Source organism: Microbacterium terrae (assembly GCF_017831975.1).
GTDB classification, from domain to species: Bacteria; Actinomycetota; Actinomycetes; order Actinomycetales; family Microbacteriaceae; genus Microbacterium; species Microbacterium terrae.
Genome location: NZ_JAFDSS010000001.1, coordinates 469,226 through 484,677, shown reverse-complemented (window position 1 = coordinate 484,677; position 15,452 = coordinate 469,226). Strand labels below are relative to the sequence as shown.

General features: G+C 70.4%; 15 protein-coding genes. 6 read left to right on the top strand and 9 right to left on the bottom strand.

The features are described from left to right. Positions 1–86: 86 nt before the first annotated feature. From JOD63_RS02140 to JOD63_RS17990, 3 genes are read left to right on the top strand one after another with little or no spacing between them, the layout of a single operon-like run. Positions 87–509: a YciI family protein gene (locus JOD63_RS02140; RefSeq protein WP_084613777.1), complete on the top strand. Its 423-nt coding sequence runs from the start codon at positions 87–89 to the stop codon at positions 507–509. Continuing rightward, positions 506–1,774, top strand: a complete 1,269-nt coding sequence (locus tag JOD63_RS02135; protein ID WP_045277251.1) for an RNA polymerase sigma factor — start codon at positions 506–508, stop codon at positions 1,772–1,774. The genes JOD63_RS02140 and JOD63_RS02135 overlap by 4 nt, the downstream gene beginning before the upstream one ends. 60 nt (positions 1,775–1,834) lie before the next feature. After that, on the top strand, positions 1,835–1,963 hold the full coding sequence (locus tag JOD63_RS17990; RefSeq protein WP_271180704.1) for a hypothetical protein: 129 nt from the start codon (positions 1,835–1,837) through the stop codon (positions 1,961–1,963). Here JOD63_RS17990 and JOD63_RS02130 read toward each other — a convergent pair. The 8 genes from JOD63_RS02130 to JOD63_RS02095 form a co-directional block, all read right to left on the bottom strand. Then, positions 1,960–3,096: a UDP-N-acetylmuramate dehydrogenase gene (locus tag JOD63_RS02130; protein WP_045277250.1), complete on the bottom strand. Its 1,137-nt coding sequence runs from the start codon at positions 3,094–3,096 to the stop codon at positions 1,960–1,962. The two genes, JOD63_RS17990 and JOD63_RS02130, sit on opposite strands and share 4 nt — an antisense overlap. A gap of 2 nt (positions 3,097–3,098) precedes the next feature. Then, a complete protein-coding gene (locus JOD63_RS02125; RefSeq protein WP_045277249.1) occupies positions 3,099–3,512 on the bottom strand; it encodes a MaoC/PaaZ C-terminal domain-containing protein in 414 nt (137 codons plus the stop codon). After that, positions 3,509–3,955 (bottom strand): FAS1-like dehydratase domain-containing protein, encoded by a 447-nt coding sequence (locus tag JOD63_RS02120; protein WP_045277248.1) that lies wholly within the window; start codon positions 3,953–3,955, stop codon positions 3,509–3,511. Before JOD63_RS02120 ends, JOD63_RS02125 begins: the two co-directional genes overlap by 4 nt. 61 nt (positions 3,956–4,016) lie before the next feature. Further along, a complete protein-coding gene (locus JOD63_RS02115; protein WP_045277247.1) occupies positions 4,017–4,811 on the bottom strand; it encodes a sulfite exporter TauE/SafE family protein in 795 nt (264 codons plus the stop codon). Further along, positions 4,808–5,623 (bottom strand): DUF2510 domain-containing protein, encoded by an 816-nt coding sequence (locus JOD63_RS02110; RefSeq protein ID WP_045277246.1) that lies wholly within the window; start codon positions 5,621–5,623, stop codon positions 4,808–4,810. Before JOD63_RS02110 ends, JOD63_RS02115 begins: the two co-directional genes overlap by 4 nt. An 82-nt stretch (positions 5,624–5,705) precedes the next feature. Next, positions 5,706–6,707, bottom strand: a complete 1,002-nt coding sequence (locus JOD63_RS02105; RefSeq protein WP_045277245.1) for a sugar phosphate isomerase/epimerase family protein — start codon at positions 6,705–6,707, stop codon at positions 5,706–5,708. 40 nt (positions 6,708–6,747) lie between these two features. Next, entirely contained in the window at positions 6,748–7,887 is a 1,140-nt protein-coding gene (locus tag JOD63_RS02100; RefSeq protein WP_045277419.1) for a Gfo/Idh/MocA family protein, read from the bottom strand. 144 nt (positions 7,888–8,031) lie between these two features. Next, a complete protein-coding gene (locus JOD63_RS02095) occupies positions 8,032–9,078 on the bottom strand; it encodes a substrate-binding domain-containing protein (RefSeq protein WP_045277244.1) in 1,047 nt (348 codons plus the stop codon). A gap of 312 nt (positions 9,079–9,390) precedes the next feature. Here JOD63_RS02095 and JOD63_RS02090 point away from each other — a divergent pair, with 312 nt between their 5' ends. The 3 genes from JOD63_RS02090 (at position 9,391) to JOD63_RS02080 (ending at position 13,227) form a co-directional block, all read left to right on the top strand. Continuing rightward, positions 9,391–10,866: a sugar ABC transporter ATP-binding protein gene (locus JOD63_RS02090; protein WP_045277243.1), complete on the top strand. Its 1,476-nt coding sequence runs from the start codon at positions 9,391–9,393 to the stop codon at positions 10,864–10,866. Beyond that, entirely contained in the window at positions 10,863–11,924 is a 1,062-nt protein-coding gene (locus JOD63_RS02085) for an ABC transporter permease (RefSeq protein WP_045277242.1), read from the top strand. The genes JOD63_RS02090 and JOD63_RS02085 overlap by 4 nt, the downstream gene beginning before the upstream one ends. 124 nt (positions 11,925–12,048) lie before the next feature. Then, positions 12,049–13,227 carry an ROK family transcriptional regulator gene (locus JOD63_RS02080; RefSeq protein WP_045277241.1) on the top strand — a complete coding sequence of 393 codons (1,179 nt, stop codon included), beginning with the start codon at positions 12,049–12,051 and terminating at the stop codon, positions 13,225–13,227. A 26-nt stretch (positions 13,228–13,253) separates the two neighbouring features. Here the strand turns inward: JOD63_RS02080 and JOD63_RS02075 are convergent, their stop codons facing one another. Continuing rightward, positions 13,254–15,362, bottom strand: coding sequence for a heavy metal translocating P-type ATPase (locus tag JOD63_RS02075; protein ID WP_045277240.1), 2,109 nt, complete (start codon positions 15,360–15,362; stop codon positions 13,254–13,256). Between the last annotated feature and the right edge of the window lie 90 nt (positions 15,363–15,452).

The window sequence follows — 15,452 nt, the reverse complement described above, 5'->3', positions numbered from 1 at the left end:
CCGGGCGATTTCTCGTGCGCTGTCGATTGCGGCACGCCCCGTTCGTCGGCATTGCAGAAGCTGAAGATCGAGGAAAGGATTCAGCCATGCGCTATCTGATGTTCGTCGTGTCCGACCCGGCGGCGGAGCCCTACGACCACGAGCAGGACACGATCGGCCACTGGGTCGACGAGATGGTCGAGCGAGGAGTGTCGGTGGCCGGGGACCGGCTTCGCCCGCCGACCGACGCCACCACCGTGCGGGTGCGCGGCGGAAACCTGCTCGTCACCGACGGCCCGTACCTCGAGGCGAAGGAGTGGGTCGCGGGGTTCGACATCCTCGAGTGCCGCGACCTCGACGAGGCGATCGAGGTCGCCTCGAAGCATCCGATGGCCAGGTTCGGCACGCTGGAGCTACGCCCGTTCTGGCCGCTCGAGACCGACGACGCCGGGCGTCCGCTCGACGGTGACGCCGATCCGGCGCATCCGTCCGGTGACGCGGCGCCGCAGCCCGAGAGCGGCCGCGGCTGAGCACCGTCTCCGACGCGCTGATCCGCGCCCACCGCGAGGAGTGGGCGCGGATCGTCGCGACGCTCATCCGGGTGACCGGCGACTGGACCCTCGCCGAGGACTGCGCTCAGGACGCGTTCGAGAAGGCGGCCGGGCGATGGCCGTCCGACGGCGTGCCGTCGAGTCCGGGCGCATGGCTCACCACGGTCGCCCGCAATGCGGCGATGGACCGGCTGCGCCGCCGGGCGACGGAGGTCCGCAAGATCACGGAGGTGGGAGTGATGCGCGAGCGGGACGGCGAGTCGTTCGCCCCGGATGCCGCCGAACTGGCTCTCCGCCCCTGGGAGGAGGACGCCGACGACCGGCTCCGCCTGATCTTCACGTGCGCGCATCCGGCCCTGGAGATGCCCGCGCGGGTCGCCCTCACGCTCCGGACGGTGGCGGGGCTGTCGACACCCGAGATCGCGCGCGCGTTCCTCGTGCCCGAGGCCACGATGGCGCAGCGGATCGTGCGCGCGAAGCGAAGGATCGCGCACGCCGGCATCCCCTATCGGGTGCCGGCGATCGACGAGCTGCCAGGCCGGCTCGACGGCGTGCTGTCGGTGCTGTATCTGGTCTTCTCGGAGGGCTACGCCGCCTCGTCGGGCGACGACATCGTCCGCCGCGACCTCGCCGCCGAGGCGATCCGCCTCACGAGGCTCGTGCTCGAGATCGTGCCGGGCGATTTCGCCGGCGAAGCCCGTGCGCTGCTCGCACTCATGCTGCTGCAGGATTCGCGGCGGGATGCGCGCACCGACGCGTCGGGCGACCTCATCCCCCTCGAGGAGCAGGATCGCGCGGTCTGGGATCGGAGCGCGGTCGAGGAGGCGGTGCTGCTGCTGCGCGCGCCGGCCGTCGTGCACGGGGCCTATCGCGTGCAGGCGCTGCTCGCCGCCGAGCACGCCACCGCGCCCTCCGCGGCGGCGACCGACTGGGGCCGGATCGTCGAGCTGTACGACGAGCTCGCGACGTTCACCGCCTCGCCGATGGTGCAGCTGAGCCGGGCGATCGCGATCGGCTTCCGCGACGGCACCGCCGCGGGGCTCGCGGCGCTCGACCGGCTCGACGCCGACGGGTCGCTCGCCGGACACCACCTGCTGCCCGCCGCGCAGGCCGATCTGCTGCGTCGCTCCGGCGACGAGACGGCGGCTGCCGAGCGCTATCGCGCCGCGCTCGACCTCGCTCCGACCGCGCCGGAACGGCGCTTCCTGCTCCGCCGGCTGCGCGAACTCGGCGCATCCGGCTGAGAACTGTCGATTCCGCCCTCGCTCGTTCGTCGACTGTGCAGATGATCGAAGGAGGACGACATGTCCCTGCACAGCCTGTTGACCGAGCTGGCCGGTTCCATCGCGAACCTGCGGCCCGACCAGCGCGAGACACTCGCGAACCACACCGGCGTCGCGAACGACGCGGATGCCGGCGAGGAAGGCTGCTAGAGCTCGACGCCGACGAGCACCGGCTCGGGCTGCAGGATGAGGCCGAACTCGGACTGCACGCGCCCCTGGATGTAGCGGGCGAGCTCGGCGAGCTCGGCCGCCGTGGCCGACCCCCGGTTCGTCAGGGCGAGCGCGTGCTTCGTCGACAGCCCGGCGCGCGACCGCGGGAAGCGGAAGCCCTTGCGCAGCCCCGAGTGCTCGATCAGCCAGGCGGCGCTCACCTTCACGTCGGGAACACTCGTGGGCGTCGGCGCGACATAGCCGTCGAACGACTCGAGCGGGATCACGAGCAGGTGATCGACATCGGGCGCCACCGGCCAGCGGGGGCACGCATCGGGAAGGGTGCGGGCGAAAGCGGCCGAGACGACCGCGTTCTGGAAGAAGGACCCCGCGCTGGCGGTGTCGGGGTCGTCGGGGTCGAGCACCATGCCCTTGCTGCGGCGGGTGGAGAGCACGTGCTCGCGGATCCACGCGACGGTCACCGCGTCGTCGGGTGCCAGCCCGAGGGCGGCGCGCAGCTGGTCGCCGCCGATCGGGCGCGGCTCTCCCCCGGTCTCGAGCAGCTCGAGGGTCACCGACAGGATCACCGCGCGCCGCTCGGGAACCGAGCCGTAGTGGTGCTTGAGCACCGACGTGCGGAAGCCGAGGCCCAGCTCCGCCGCCGGAACCGTCGCGACCTCACCGGTCGACTCGTCGACGAGGTCGACCTCGACGAGGGTCTGCACGATCTCCTGACCGTACGCGCCGATGTTCTGCACCGGCGCCGCGCCGACGGTTCCGGGGATCCCCGACATCGCCTCGATGCCCGCGAGTCCGTGCTCCACCGCGTACGCCACCAGGGCGTCCCAGTCGTGACCGGCCTCGACGCGCAGCAGCGTGCGCCCAGGACGCGGCGACGGCATCCGTTCGATCCCGTTCGTGAGGATGCGCACCACCGTGCCGTCGAACGGCTCGTCGCCGACGAACAGGTTCGACCCGCCGCCGAGGACGAACCAGGGATCGCCCGACTGCCAGACATCGCGGAGCGCGTCGACGAGCTCGTCGCGGGTGGCGGCGTCGATCATCCGCTCGGGCGCACCGCCGGTGCGCAGGGTGGTGAGCTCGGCAAGGGGAAGAGGAACGACCTCGGGCATGGCTAGGCGACCCGGATGCGCACCTGCGCCTTGCCGAGCACGGTCGTGTCGGCGTGCGTGACCGTCAGATCGATGCGAGCGGTACCCTCGTCGACGGCCCCGACCTTCGCGACGACGGTGACATCGGCGCCGGTCTCGGGATCGACCACGACAGGCCGGGTGAAGCGGGCGCCGTACTCGACAATCCGCCCTGCGTCTCCGAGCCACGGCACGATCGTCTCGACCGCGAGCCCCATCGTGAGCATGCCGTGGGCGAGGACGCCCGGGAGGCCCACCGACGATGCGACGTCGTCGCGGTAGTGGATGGGGTTGAAATCGCCGGATGCTCCCGCGTAGCGCACGAGCGACTCACGCGTCAGGTGCACGGAGCGCTCGGCGACGACCTCGCCGACGGTGAGCTCTGCCACGGCGATCATGCGTCGTCTCCGACCAGGAGCACCGAGGTCGCCGTCACGACATGCGCGCCCGTCGCGTCGGTCACTTCGGCGTCGCACGTGACCATGGCGTTGCCGCCAAGGGTGCGGATGCCGGCGACGGTGAGCTGGCCGGTGAGCTCGTCGCCTGCGACGATCGGCCGCGAGTAGCGGAACTTCTGCTCAGCGTGGATGACGCGCGAGAGCACGATGCCGGCGTCGGGCGCGGCGAGCAGCTGCTGCAGTGTGAAGTCCTGCACGACCATCGCGAACGTCGGCGGCGCGACGACGTCGCTGTAGCCGAGCGCCTGCGCTGCGGCGGGATCGTGGTGCTGCGGGTCGTCGGCGAGAACGGCGCGCGCGAACTCGCGCACCTTCTCACGACCCACGAGGTACGGTGCCGTCGGCGCGAAGGCGCGACCGACGAGCTCGGGGTTCACTGGCATCGGACCATCCTACCGAGGGGGCATTCCGGGCCGGCCATGCGCCGGGCCGGCAGCGCCGAGATCAGCGCTTGCGTCCTTTGTAGGCGCGCATGCCCATCTGCACCGCGATGACGACGAGGAATGCGGCGAAGAGCATGTTCGCCACGAACGGGTCGAGGAGCGTCGCGATCCACGCACCGAGGGCGGTGGTCGTGCACGCCGCGCCGCCGACGAGGACGGCGACGAGCAGATCGACGTTGCCGCGGCGGATGTTGCCGATCGTGCCCGAGACCGCGGTCGGGATCATCATGAGCAGCGACGTGCCCTTGGCCACCAGATCGCTCGTGCCGAAGAGCACCATGAGCGCCGGCACGACGATGATGCCGCCGCCGACGCCGACGAGGCCTGCGACGGTCCCCGTCGCCACGCCGAGCGCGACGAGCGCGATCCCGCTCCAGACAGTCAGGACCAGCTCCGCCTCGCGTGAGGGGATCACGAGGAACAGGCTCACGATGACGGCGGCGAGGAACGCGACGAACCCCCATCGCAGCGCGCTCTGCGAGAGCCGCGCGAGCAGCCAGGTGCCGATCTGCGCCCCGACGACGGCGCCGGCCGCGAGGAGGAGCGCCGGGATCCAGGCGACCGAGCCGTGCACGGCGTACGAGATGACGCCGACGGTCGCTGTCGGAACGATCGCCGCGAGCGAGGTGCCGGCTGCGAGTCTCTGGTCGAACCGGAGGATCATCACCAGCAGCGGCACGATGACGGTGCCGCCGCCGACGCCGAACAGGCCCGAGAGGAGCCCCGCGGCGAGACCGACGGCAAGACAGGTGAGGACGAACTTCGCGCCGCGCGCGGGTGCCACAGCCTCGGTCACTGGATCTCGTCGATCGCCCAGGTGCCGTCCTCGTCGGCGACGACGGTGTAGGTGTATACCTCCTCGTACGGCTGCGGCGAGTCGAGGGTGTTCCCGTCCTCGTCGTACAGGCTGACGTAGGTCTCGCTGGTGGTCACGTCGATCGACGTGTCGCCGCCCAGGATCGCAGTCACCGTCACCTCGTACTCGTCGACCGCGCCCATGAACGTCTGCGCCTGCGACTCGAAGGTCGTGCACTCCTCCCAGCCGCTGGCGGCCAGGAACGAATCGGTGGTGGCCTCGGCGAGCAGGTCGCAGTCGCCGTTCTGCCAGGCTTCGTCGTACAGGTCGACGGCATCGACGGCAGCCGACTCCTCCGCCGAACCCGGGCTCACCTCTTCGACGCTCGGCGGGGCGGAGCCGCCGCTGCTCGACGTCGTGGCGCCGAGGATGAGGAGCGGGATCAGCACGGCCGCTGCGATGACGATCCCCAGCAGCACCACGCCGACGACGACCCACACGATCCACAGCTTGGATTTCTTCGGCTCGGTCGCGGCCACGAACGCACCCTCGCCTGCATACCCCGTCGGGGCGTAGCCCGGGTAGTTCGGGATGCCGGAGGGCGGCGGGGTTCCGACGGCGAGCGCGTTCGCGGGGTCGAGGTCGGGCTGGAGCTCAGGAGGCAGCCCGAGCGCGGCGGCCGGATCGGCGGGGTCGGCCGACGCCTCAGCCGCGGCGGGCTCGGGTGTGGCGACGTGCTCCGTCCACTGCGCGCCGTCCCACCATCGCATCGCGCCGTGTCCGTCGTCGTACCAGCCCGGAGGAGTCGTCATGCGAAAACCCTATCCCCGCGCGTGCACGGCATGCGGACGCGTTGCGGGATGCCGGTGGTCGGCATCCCGCAACGTGCGGCCGTCAGCGGCTGCTGAAGGCTGCGTCGAATGCCGCGTGCGGCGGGGTGATCTGTGCGAGCTTGCGCACGAACGCGAGCGCCTCGGGCGCACCGACGAGGCGGTCCATCCCGGCGTCCTCCCACTCCACACTCGTGGGCCCGTCGTAGCCGATCGCGTTGAGCGCCCGGAACAGCGGGTTCCACTGCACTGCCCCGTGCCCCGTGGACACGAACGTCCACCCGCGCCGCGGGTCGGCCCACGGCAGGTGCGAGCCGAGCACGCCGTTTCTCCCGTCGAGATGGGTGATCGACTCCTTCACGTGCACGTGGAAGATGTGGTCGGCATAGTCGAGCACGAACGCCACCGGGTCGAGCTGCTGCCAGATGAAGTGCGACGGGTCGAAGTTGAACCCGAACACCCCGGGCCGGCCGATCGCCTCGAGGGCGGCCCGGGCGGTCCAGTAGTCGTATGCGATCTCGGACGGGTGCACCTCGAGGGCGAACCGCACACCGACCTCTTCGAACACGTCGAGGATCGGGTTCCACCGGTCGGTGAAGTCCTGGTAGCCGGCGGCGACCATCTCATCGGTCGCGGGCGGGAACATCGCGACGTACTTCCAGATCGACGAGCCGGTGAAGCCGGTCACCGTCTTCACGCCCAGCTTCGCCGCGAACCGGGCGGTGTCCTTCAGCTCGTCGGCGGCACGCTGCCGAACCCCCTCCGGGTCGCCGTCGCCCCACACCCGATCGCTGAGGATGTCGCGATGGCGCTGATCGATCGGATCGTCGCACACCGCCTGACCCGCGAGGTGGTTCGCGATCGTCCATACCTGCAGCCCGTTGCGCTCCAGGATGTCTCGGCGAGACTGCACGTATTCTGCGTCATCCCACCGCGACACGTCGATGTGGTCGCCCCAGCACGCGATCTCGAGACCATCGAAGCCCCACTCCCCCGCGAGACGCGCCACCTCCTCGAATGGCAGATCGGCCCACTGGCCGGTGAACAGGGTGATCGGTCGCGTCATTGCGGATCCTTCCTTCGGGTCTGGAGTGAGGCGGCTGCGTTCATGAGCCGGTCGGCGTCCAGGCGCTTCCCGCGTTCGACGAGCGCTCGACCGCGTCGAGCACGCGCTGTACATGGAGCCCGTCTGCGAACGACGGGCGAGGCTGGGTGCCGTCGGCGATCGCGGTGACGAAGTCGACGACCTGGTGCGAGAAGCCGTGTTCGTAGCCGAGCATATGACCGGTGGGCCACCAGGGGGCGAGGTACGGGTGGTCGTGCTCGGTGACGAGGATGCGCTGGAAGCCGAGCTGCGTCTCGGGCAGGGTCGCGTCGTAGAACTCCAGCTCGTTGAGGCGTTCCAGGTCGAACGCGATCGCGCCCTTCGACCCCGAGATCTCGATGCGCAGCGCATTCTTCCGCCCGGTGCGGAACCGGGTGGCCTCGAACGAGGCGAGTGCGCCCGACTCGAGGCGGCCGGTGAACAGCGCCAGGTCATCGACGGTGACGGGGCCGCGGGTCGTGCCCGCGGTGCCCGACAGCCCCGATCCCTCGCCGAGCACGGGGCGCTCGGCGACGAGGGTCTCGATGATGCCGGAGACAGTGGTGACCTTCTGACCGGTGATGTACTCGGTGAGGTCGATGGCGTGTGCGCCGATGTCGCCGAGGGCGCCGGAGCCGGCGAGCTCCTTGTCGAGGCGCCAGGTGAGCGGCGACTCCGCGTCCGTCAGCCAGTCCTGCAGATACTCCGCACGCACCTGGCGGATCTCGCCGATGCGCCCCTGCGCCACGAGGTCGCGGGCGAAGGTCGTCGCCGGCACTCGTCGGTAGGTGAACCCGACCATCGAGCGCACGCCGCGTGCCGCGGCATCCGTCGCCGCCGCATCCATCGCCTCAGCCTCGGCGACGGTGTTCGCGAGCGGCTTCTCGCAGAGCACGTGCTTGCCCGCGGCGAGCGCCGCGACGGCGATCTCTGCGTGGGTGTCGCCGGGGGTGACGATGTCGATGACGTCGATGTCGTCGCGCGCGATCACCTCGCGCCAGTCGGTCGCTGCCTCGCCCCAGCCCCACGCGGCCGCCGAGGCGTCGGCGCCGGTGCGCCCCACCAGCACCGCCATCTCGGGGTGCAGCGGAAGGTCGAAGAATCGGGGGGCGACTCGCCAGCCCTGGGAATGTGCGGCGCCCATGAAGCCGTGGCCGATCATGGCGATGCGAAGTCCCGGCTTCGCGTCGCCCGGCTGCTGAGCCTGTCGAACGGTGGGGAGCGTCTCGGTCAACGCGCTCTCCTCTCTCGGAGGTGTGGCGTGGGGCGCGCGCCGCGACGGCGCGCGCCCCACGGTGTCGTCGGTTTACTCGAAGGCGAGGTCGATGTATTCCTCGACGTTGTCCTTGGTGACGACGGGTGCGTCGAGCACGATGCGGTTCGGCACGCTGGGCGTGATGAGGTCGCTCATGGTCTTGCCCTGAGCGATCAGGCGGGCCAGCGCCACACCGTCGGCGGCCTGCGTCGACGGGTAGATGACGGTCGCCTTCAGCACGGTGTCGTCGGCCTGGATGGCCTCCATCGCGCTCTTGCTGCCCGCGCCGCCCATCATGAAGAACTCGTCGCGGCCGGCGGAGTCGATCGCCGCGAGGACGCCGATGCCCTGGTCGTCGTCGTGGTTCCACAGTGCGTCGATCTGCGGGTTCGCCGAGAGCAGCTGCGAGGCCGCAGCCTCACCGCCCGCAACGGTGAAGTCCGCGGCCACACGGGCCGAGACCTCGAGACCGCAGTCCTCGAGCGCGTCGGCGAAGCCCGCCGAGCGATCCTGGGTGAGCGGCAGCGAGTCGATGCCCGCGATCTCCGCGACGATGGCGTCGGGGTTGTCGCCGAGCTGCTCGCAGATGTACGTGCCCGCGGAGACACCCATGCCGTAGTTGTCACCGAGGATCGTGGCACGTGCCGCGAACGGGCTCGAGAACTCGCGGTCGACGTTGATGACCGGCACACCGGCCTCCATCGCCGCGATCGCGGCCTCGGTGAGCGCTGCGCCGTCGGTCGGCAGCAGCACGATCGCGTCGACGCCGTCGTTGACGAAGGTCTCGACCGCCGCGATCTGCGCGATCGGGTCGTTCGTGCCCTCCGCGACCCGCAGGTCGACGTCGTCGAAGCTGTCGGCAGCGGCCTGCGCCCCCGAGTTGATGGCGCCGAGCCAGCCGTGGTCGGCGGCCGGTCCCGAGAACCCGATGACGACGGTGTCGCCCGACTCCGCGTTCTCCTCGGTGGTGGTGCCCTGGTCGGTGACGTTCTCCTCCTCGGCCCCGCCGCCGGTGCAGCCTGCGAGCAGGCCGATCGCTGCGACGACTGCCGTGCCCGTGAGGACCAGTCTGGTGCGCGCCTTCAGGTGTGAGCGCATTCTTCCTCCTTGAAATGTGATGCAGCTACACAGCGTGACGCTTGAGAGGGAGCTGCCCGCACTCGAGGTGTCCACGCTGACGGGACCACCGTAGCAGAAGTGATCACGAATAAGTCAGCTTTTGTTTTCTAACCGTCAGAAGTCCCTGGAACCCTGCATTCCGGCGGAAGTACACGCCCACGTGCTGCACACCAGAGGCGGCCTCCTCCGCTGTCGATCAAAAACAAGTACTCGGCAACCGTGGTCCAGTCGTGTTATGTTCAGAGAGTGATCAAAGTTGACCATGAATCGGCATTACTCCACGTACGAGGCGTGAAGAAGGCTTTCGCCGGCGTCCAGGCACTGCGCGGAGTCGACCTCGAGGTCCTCCCGGGCGAGGTGCACTGCGTGCTCGGTCAGAACGGCGCCGGCAAGTCGACCCTCATCAAGACGCTCGCCGGCGTCCACCGCCCCGACGAGGGCGAGATCACCTGGGTCGGTGAAACGGTCGAGATCCCGAACCCCGAGTCGGCGATCGAGCTGGGGATCGCGACGATGTACCAGGAACTCGACGTCGTCGACGGGCTCACCATCGCCGAGAACATCTTCCTGGGCCACGAGCTGGCCCGCGGCGGATTCACCCGCCGCTCCGAGGCGGCACGGCAGACCCGCGAGCTGCTGCGCAGGCTCGGCCACTCCGGCCTGTCGCCGCACACCGAGGTCGGCCAGCTGAGCGCGGCGAACAAGCAGATCGTCAGCATGGCGCGCGCCCTCTCGCACGACATCAAGCTCATCATCATGGACGAGCCGTCGGCCGTGCTCGACAGCGAAGAGGTGAAGAACCTCTTCCACGTCGTGCGCGAACTCACCTCGGCCGGGATCGCCGTCGTGTACATCACGCACCGCCTCGAGGAGATCCGACAGATCGGCGATCGCATCACCGTGCTCAAGGACGGCCGCACCACCGCCGTGGGCCTGCCGGTCTCCGAGACGCCGACGAGCGAGCTCATCCGGCTCATGACCGGCCGCGAGGTCGCCAACGTCTTCCCCGCACCGGTCGCGCTGCCCGCTGACGCACCCGTCGTCCTCGAAGTGGAGGACCTGGCACTCGACGGGGTCTTCGAGGGAGTGTCGTTCTCGGTGCGCGCCGGCGAGATCGTCGGGCTCGCGGGACTCGTCGGCTCGGGCCGCTCCGAGATCCTCGAGACCGTGTACGGTGCACGCCGCGCCACCGCCGGAGCCGTGCGCGTCAACGGCAGGAAGCTCCGCCGCGGCTCGGTCGTCGCCGCCGTCGACGCCGGCATCGGCCTCTCGCCCGAAGAGCGCAAGAGCCAGGGCCTCGTGCTCGACGAGCCGATCTTCATCAACGTGACCCTGTCGTCGATGGGCCGGTTCGCGCGCGGCGGGTTCCTCCGCGAGAAGGAGGAGCGGCGCGTCGCACGCGAGCAGATCGAAGCCCTCGAACTGCGACCCGCCGATCCCGACCGCGCCGCGATCACCCTCTCCGGCGGCAACCAGCAGAAGATCCTCCTCGCCCGCTGGCTCGTGCACGGCACCCAGGTGCTGCTCCTCGACGAGCCCACCCGCGGCGTCGACGTGGGTGCGCGCGCCGAGATCTACGCCCTCATCAGGCGCCTCTCCGCCGCCGGGAACGCGGTGGTGATCGTCTCCAGCGAGATCGAGGAGGTGCTCGGCCTGGCCGACACCGTCATGGTGATCGCCGACGGCCGCGTGCTCGACACCCTCCCCGCATCACAGATAGACGAGCACGGAGTGCTCGACCTCGTCATGAAAGGAACCGCCGCGTGAGCGAGCAGACCACCCCCGGGGCCGCAGTCGTCCCCTCCGCAGCCGAGACACCGCCCCCGTCGGGCACAAGTCCCGACGGCAAGAGCGGCATCCAGCGCGTGCTGTCCGGCTCGGTGGGTCGAAACCTCGGCCTCGTCGTCGCCCTGCTGGTGCTCGTGATCGTCGGCGCGCTGACCGCACCCGACACGTTCCTGAGCGTCAGCAACATCCTCACGATCCTCCGACAGGCCTCGATCATCGGCGTGATCTCGATCGGCATGACGCTGGTCATCATCGCCGGCGGCATCGACCTGTCGGTGGGCTCGGTGATGGGTCTCGCCTCGGTCGTCGCCACCCTCGCGGCGATCCAGGACCTCTCCGACCAGCTGCACTGGATCGTGATGGTCGTGATGGCGCTCCTCGTCGGCCTCGCGGCCGGACTCATCAACGGCGTCGTGATCGCCTACGGCAAGGTCGTCGCGTTCATGGCGACGCTCGCAATGCTCGTCGCGGCCCGCGGCCTCGCCGAGATCCTCGCCGAACGCCGCACCCTCCAGGTGGGCAGCCGCGACTTCATCGAGTTCATGAACCTCGACATCATCGGCGTCGACATGCTCATCTGGATCTTCGCGATCGTGGCCGCACTCGGATGGGTGCTCCTCAACCGCACCACGTTCGGCCGACGCACGGTCGCGATCGGCGGCAACCGCGAGGCCGCCCGCCTCGCCGGCATCAACGTGCAGCGCCACACCATGTGGCTCTACGCGATCCTCGGACTCTGCGCGGGAATCGCCGCGGTGATGATCCTCGGACGCACGACCGCCGGCACGTCGACGCACGGTCAGCTCTACGAACTCGACGCCATCGCCGCGGTCGTCGTCGGCGGCACGCTGCTCGTGGGCGGCCGCGGCACGATCACCGGCACCGTCTTCGGCGTGCTCATCTTCGCCACCCTCACCAACGTCTTCGTGCAGAACAACCTCACCTCGTCGGTGCAGGCCGTCGCCAAGGGCGTCATCATCGTGGTCGCCGTCCTGCTGCAGCAGCGTTTCGCGAAGCCCACCGGCCGATCTTCGTGACGGATGCCGTGACCCGGCCACGACCGACTAATGACGGTCGTTCGCGACCGGGTCACGCAGTTCCGGCAGAAGTCGGGGCACTTCGGTGCCCCGCCCCCCGAAGTTAGACTGAAATGTGGCATCTATGAGCATGGATCCGACGATCAACGTGTCGGGTGTGAGTCAGCTGTTCCAGCTCCTGCGCGACGGGGTCCCCCGCACCCGCGCCGAGCTGGCGAAATCCACCGGGCTCGCACGCTCGACGATCGCCGCGCGGGTCGACGAGCTCATGCGTCTGGGTCTCATCACCCCGATCGCCGAGACCGTCTCGACCGGTGGCCGCCCGCCGTCGCAGTTCGCGCTCAATCCGAGCGCGCGTCTCGTGCTCGCCGCAGACCTCGGCGCCTCCCACGCCACACTCGCTGTCACCGACCTCGCCGGCTCGGTCATCGCCGAGCACAGCGAGCCGCTCGACATCTCGCTCGGCCCGGTCCCGGTGCTGACCTGGCTCCTCGAGCACGCTGCGGAACTGCTCGAACGACTCGGGCGCCCCGCGAGCGATCTCGCGGCGATCGGCATGGGCATCCCGGGCCCGGTCGAGCACTCCACCGGGCAGCCGGTCAATCCGCCGATCATGCCCGGGTGGGACCGTTTCGACGTGCCCGGCTGGGTGCGCCAGCACCTCGATGTGCCGGTGCTCGTCGACAACGACGTGAACATCATGGCGCTCGGCGAGCGCGCGGTCGCCTGGCCGGGTGTCGAGCACCTCATGTTCGTCAAGGTCGCCACCGGCATCGGCGCCGGCGTGATCTCGGGCGGCTCGCTCCAGCGCGGCGCGCAGGGCATCGCGGGCGACATCGGGCACGTGCAGGTCGCGCGCGGCGCCGGCGTGCCGTGCCACTGCGGGAACAAGGGGTGCCTCGAGGCGCTCGCATCCGGTCCCGCGATCGCACGTGCGCTGCGCGCGCAGGGGGTGCCCGCAGAGAGCGGCAACGACGTCGTCGATCTGGTCAAGCGCGGCAACATCGACGCGATCCAGGCGGTGCGCCAGGCGGGCCGAGACATCGGCGAGGTGCTCACCACCTGCGTGAGCCTGGTGAACCCGTCGGTGATCGCCATCGGCGGATCGATGGCACGCGTCGGCGAGCATCTCATCGCCGGCGTGCGCGAGGTCGTCTACACCCGCTCGATCCCGCTCGCCACCGAGCACCTCGCGATCGTCCAGTCGGCCGCCGCGCAGAACGCCGCCGTGCTCGGGGCGAGCATGCTCGCCATCGAGCACGCCCTCTCCCCCGAGACGCTCACCGCTCTGGTCTCGGCCTGACCTTCACGGCTCCCCCGCACCCGCCCCTACGCGCGCAGCGGCACCACCGCGTCGGGGCGCAGGTCGAGCCGGCGCAGCAGCTGAGCGTTGAGCGCCACCACGACCGTCGACACCGACATCAGGATCGCCCCGACCGACATCGGCAGCACGAAGCCGATCGGCGCGAGGACGCCCGCCGCGAGCGGCACCGCCAGCAGGTTGTAGCCCGCAGCCCACCACAGGTTCTGCTGCATCTTGCGGTATCCGGCCTGCGAGAGCGTGATCGCGGACACGACCGATCGAGGGTCGGAGCTGGCGAGCACCACCCCGGCCGAGGCGATCGCGACGTCGGTGCCGGCTCCGATCGCGATGCCGACATCGGCCTGGGCGAGCGCCGGGGCGTCGTTCACTCCGTCGCCCACCATGGCGACCGTCCGCCCCTCGGCCTGCAGCTCGGCGACCTTCGCCGCCTTGTCCTCAGGACGCACCGCCGCGAACACGCGCTCGATGCCGAGCGTCGCGGCGACCGACCGGGCGACGGGTGCGGCATCGCCCGTGATCATCACCACTTCGACGCCGCGCCCCCTCAGAGCGGCGACAGTCTCGCCCGACTCGGCGCGCACATCGTCGGCCAGTTCGACCGCGCCGACGACCGCGCCGTCGCGCACGACGTGCAGCACGATCGAACCGCGATCGTGCCAGGCCTCGGCATGCTCGATCTCGGTGAGTCCGGCCTCGGCGAGCATGCGCGGTCCACCTACGCGGACCTCGACGCCGTCGACCCGCGCGCTCACGCCCACGGCCGGCGACGAGGTGAATCCGGTCGCGTCGGAGACTGCGAGCGCACGCTCCCGCGCCGCTCTCACGATCGCTCGGGCGAGCGGATGCTCGCTGTCGGCCTCCGCCGCCGCGGCGAGCGCGAGCGCGTCGGGCCCGGACATCGCGCCCGCACCGACCACCGAGGTCACCGACGGCTCCCCGCGGGTGAGCGTGCCGGTCTTGTCGAAGAGCACGGCATCGACGGTGCGCATGCGCTCCAGGGCGAGGCGGTCCTTGACGAGGATCCCGGCACGGGCGGCCCGCTCCGTCGCGATCGAAACGACCAGGGGGATCGCGAGCCCGAGCGCGTGCGGGCAGGCTATCGCGAGCACGGTGATCGTACGCACGACCGCGTCGTCGGGGCTGCCGACGAGCGTCCAGGCGACGGCGGTGACGACCGCGGCCCCCAGCGCGAACCAGAACAGCCAGCCGGCCGCGCGGTCGGCCAGGCGCTGCGCGCGACTGGTCGAGGTCTGCGCCTGTTCGACCAGGCGACGGATGCCGGCGAGCGCCGTGTCGTCGCCGGTGGCGGTCACTTCGACACGCAGCGCGGAGTCCGTGGCGACGGTTCCCGCGACGACCGTCTCGCCGACGCCGCGCGAGACGGAGCGCGATTCGCCGGTGATCATCGACTCGTCCATCTCAGCTCGCCCGTCGACGATCCGCCCGTCGGCGGCAACGCTCGATCCGGGCCGCACCAGCACCACATCGCCGACGCGCAGCGCGTCGGGCGCGACGACCTCGGTGCGCCCGCCGATCACCCGCTCCGCCTCATCGGGCAGCAGCGCGGCGAGCGAATCGAGCGCCGAGGTGGTCTGCGCGAGGGAGCGCATCTCGATCCAGTGGCCGAGCAGCATGATGACGATGAGGAGCGCGAGCTCCCACCAGAACTCGAGCTCATGGTGCAGCACGCCGATCGTCGCACCCCACGAGGCGAGGAAGGCGACCGTGATCGCGAGTGCGACGAGGAGCATCATCCCAGGCGTGCGCGCCCGCAGCTCTGCGACCGCGCCGGTGAGGAATGGCCGACCGCCCCACACGTACATCACCGTGCCGAGCACGGGCGAGATCCATGCGACGAATGCGGCATCCGGCAGCGGATATCCCAGGAGCATCGCGAACATGCCCGAGAACCCGACGACCGGCACGGCGAGCGCGAGGTTCGCCCAGAACAGGCGCCGGAACTGCGCAACGTGGCCACCATGCCCGGCACGACCGGAGTGCCCGGCGTGGCCGCCATGTCCCGCATGACCGGAGTGCTCGGCGTAGCTGCCATGACCGGAGTGCTCGGCGACCACATCGACGTGGTCGGGACGGTGCGGGTGCTGACCGGACATCGGGTACCTCCTCGAGCGCCGGCAGCCGGCGCATCCTGACCTGTTCGTTATACCCCTCAGGGGTATATTCAGCAACCTTTCGAAGCCGTC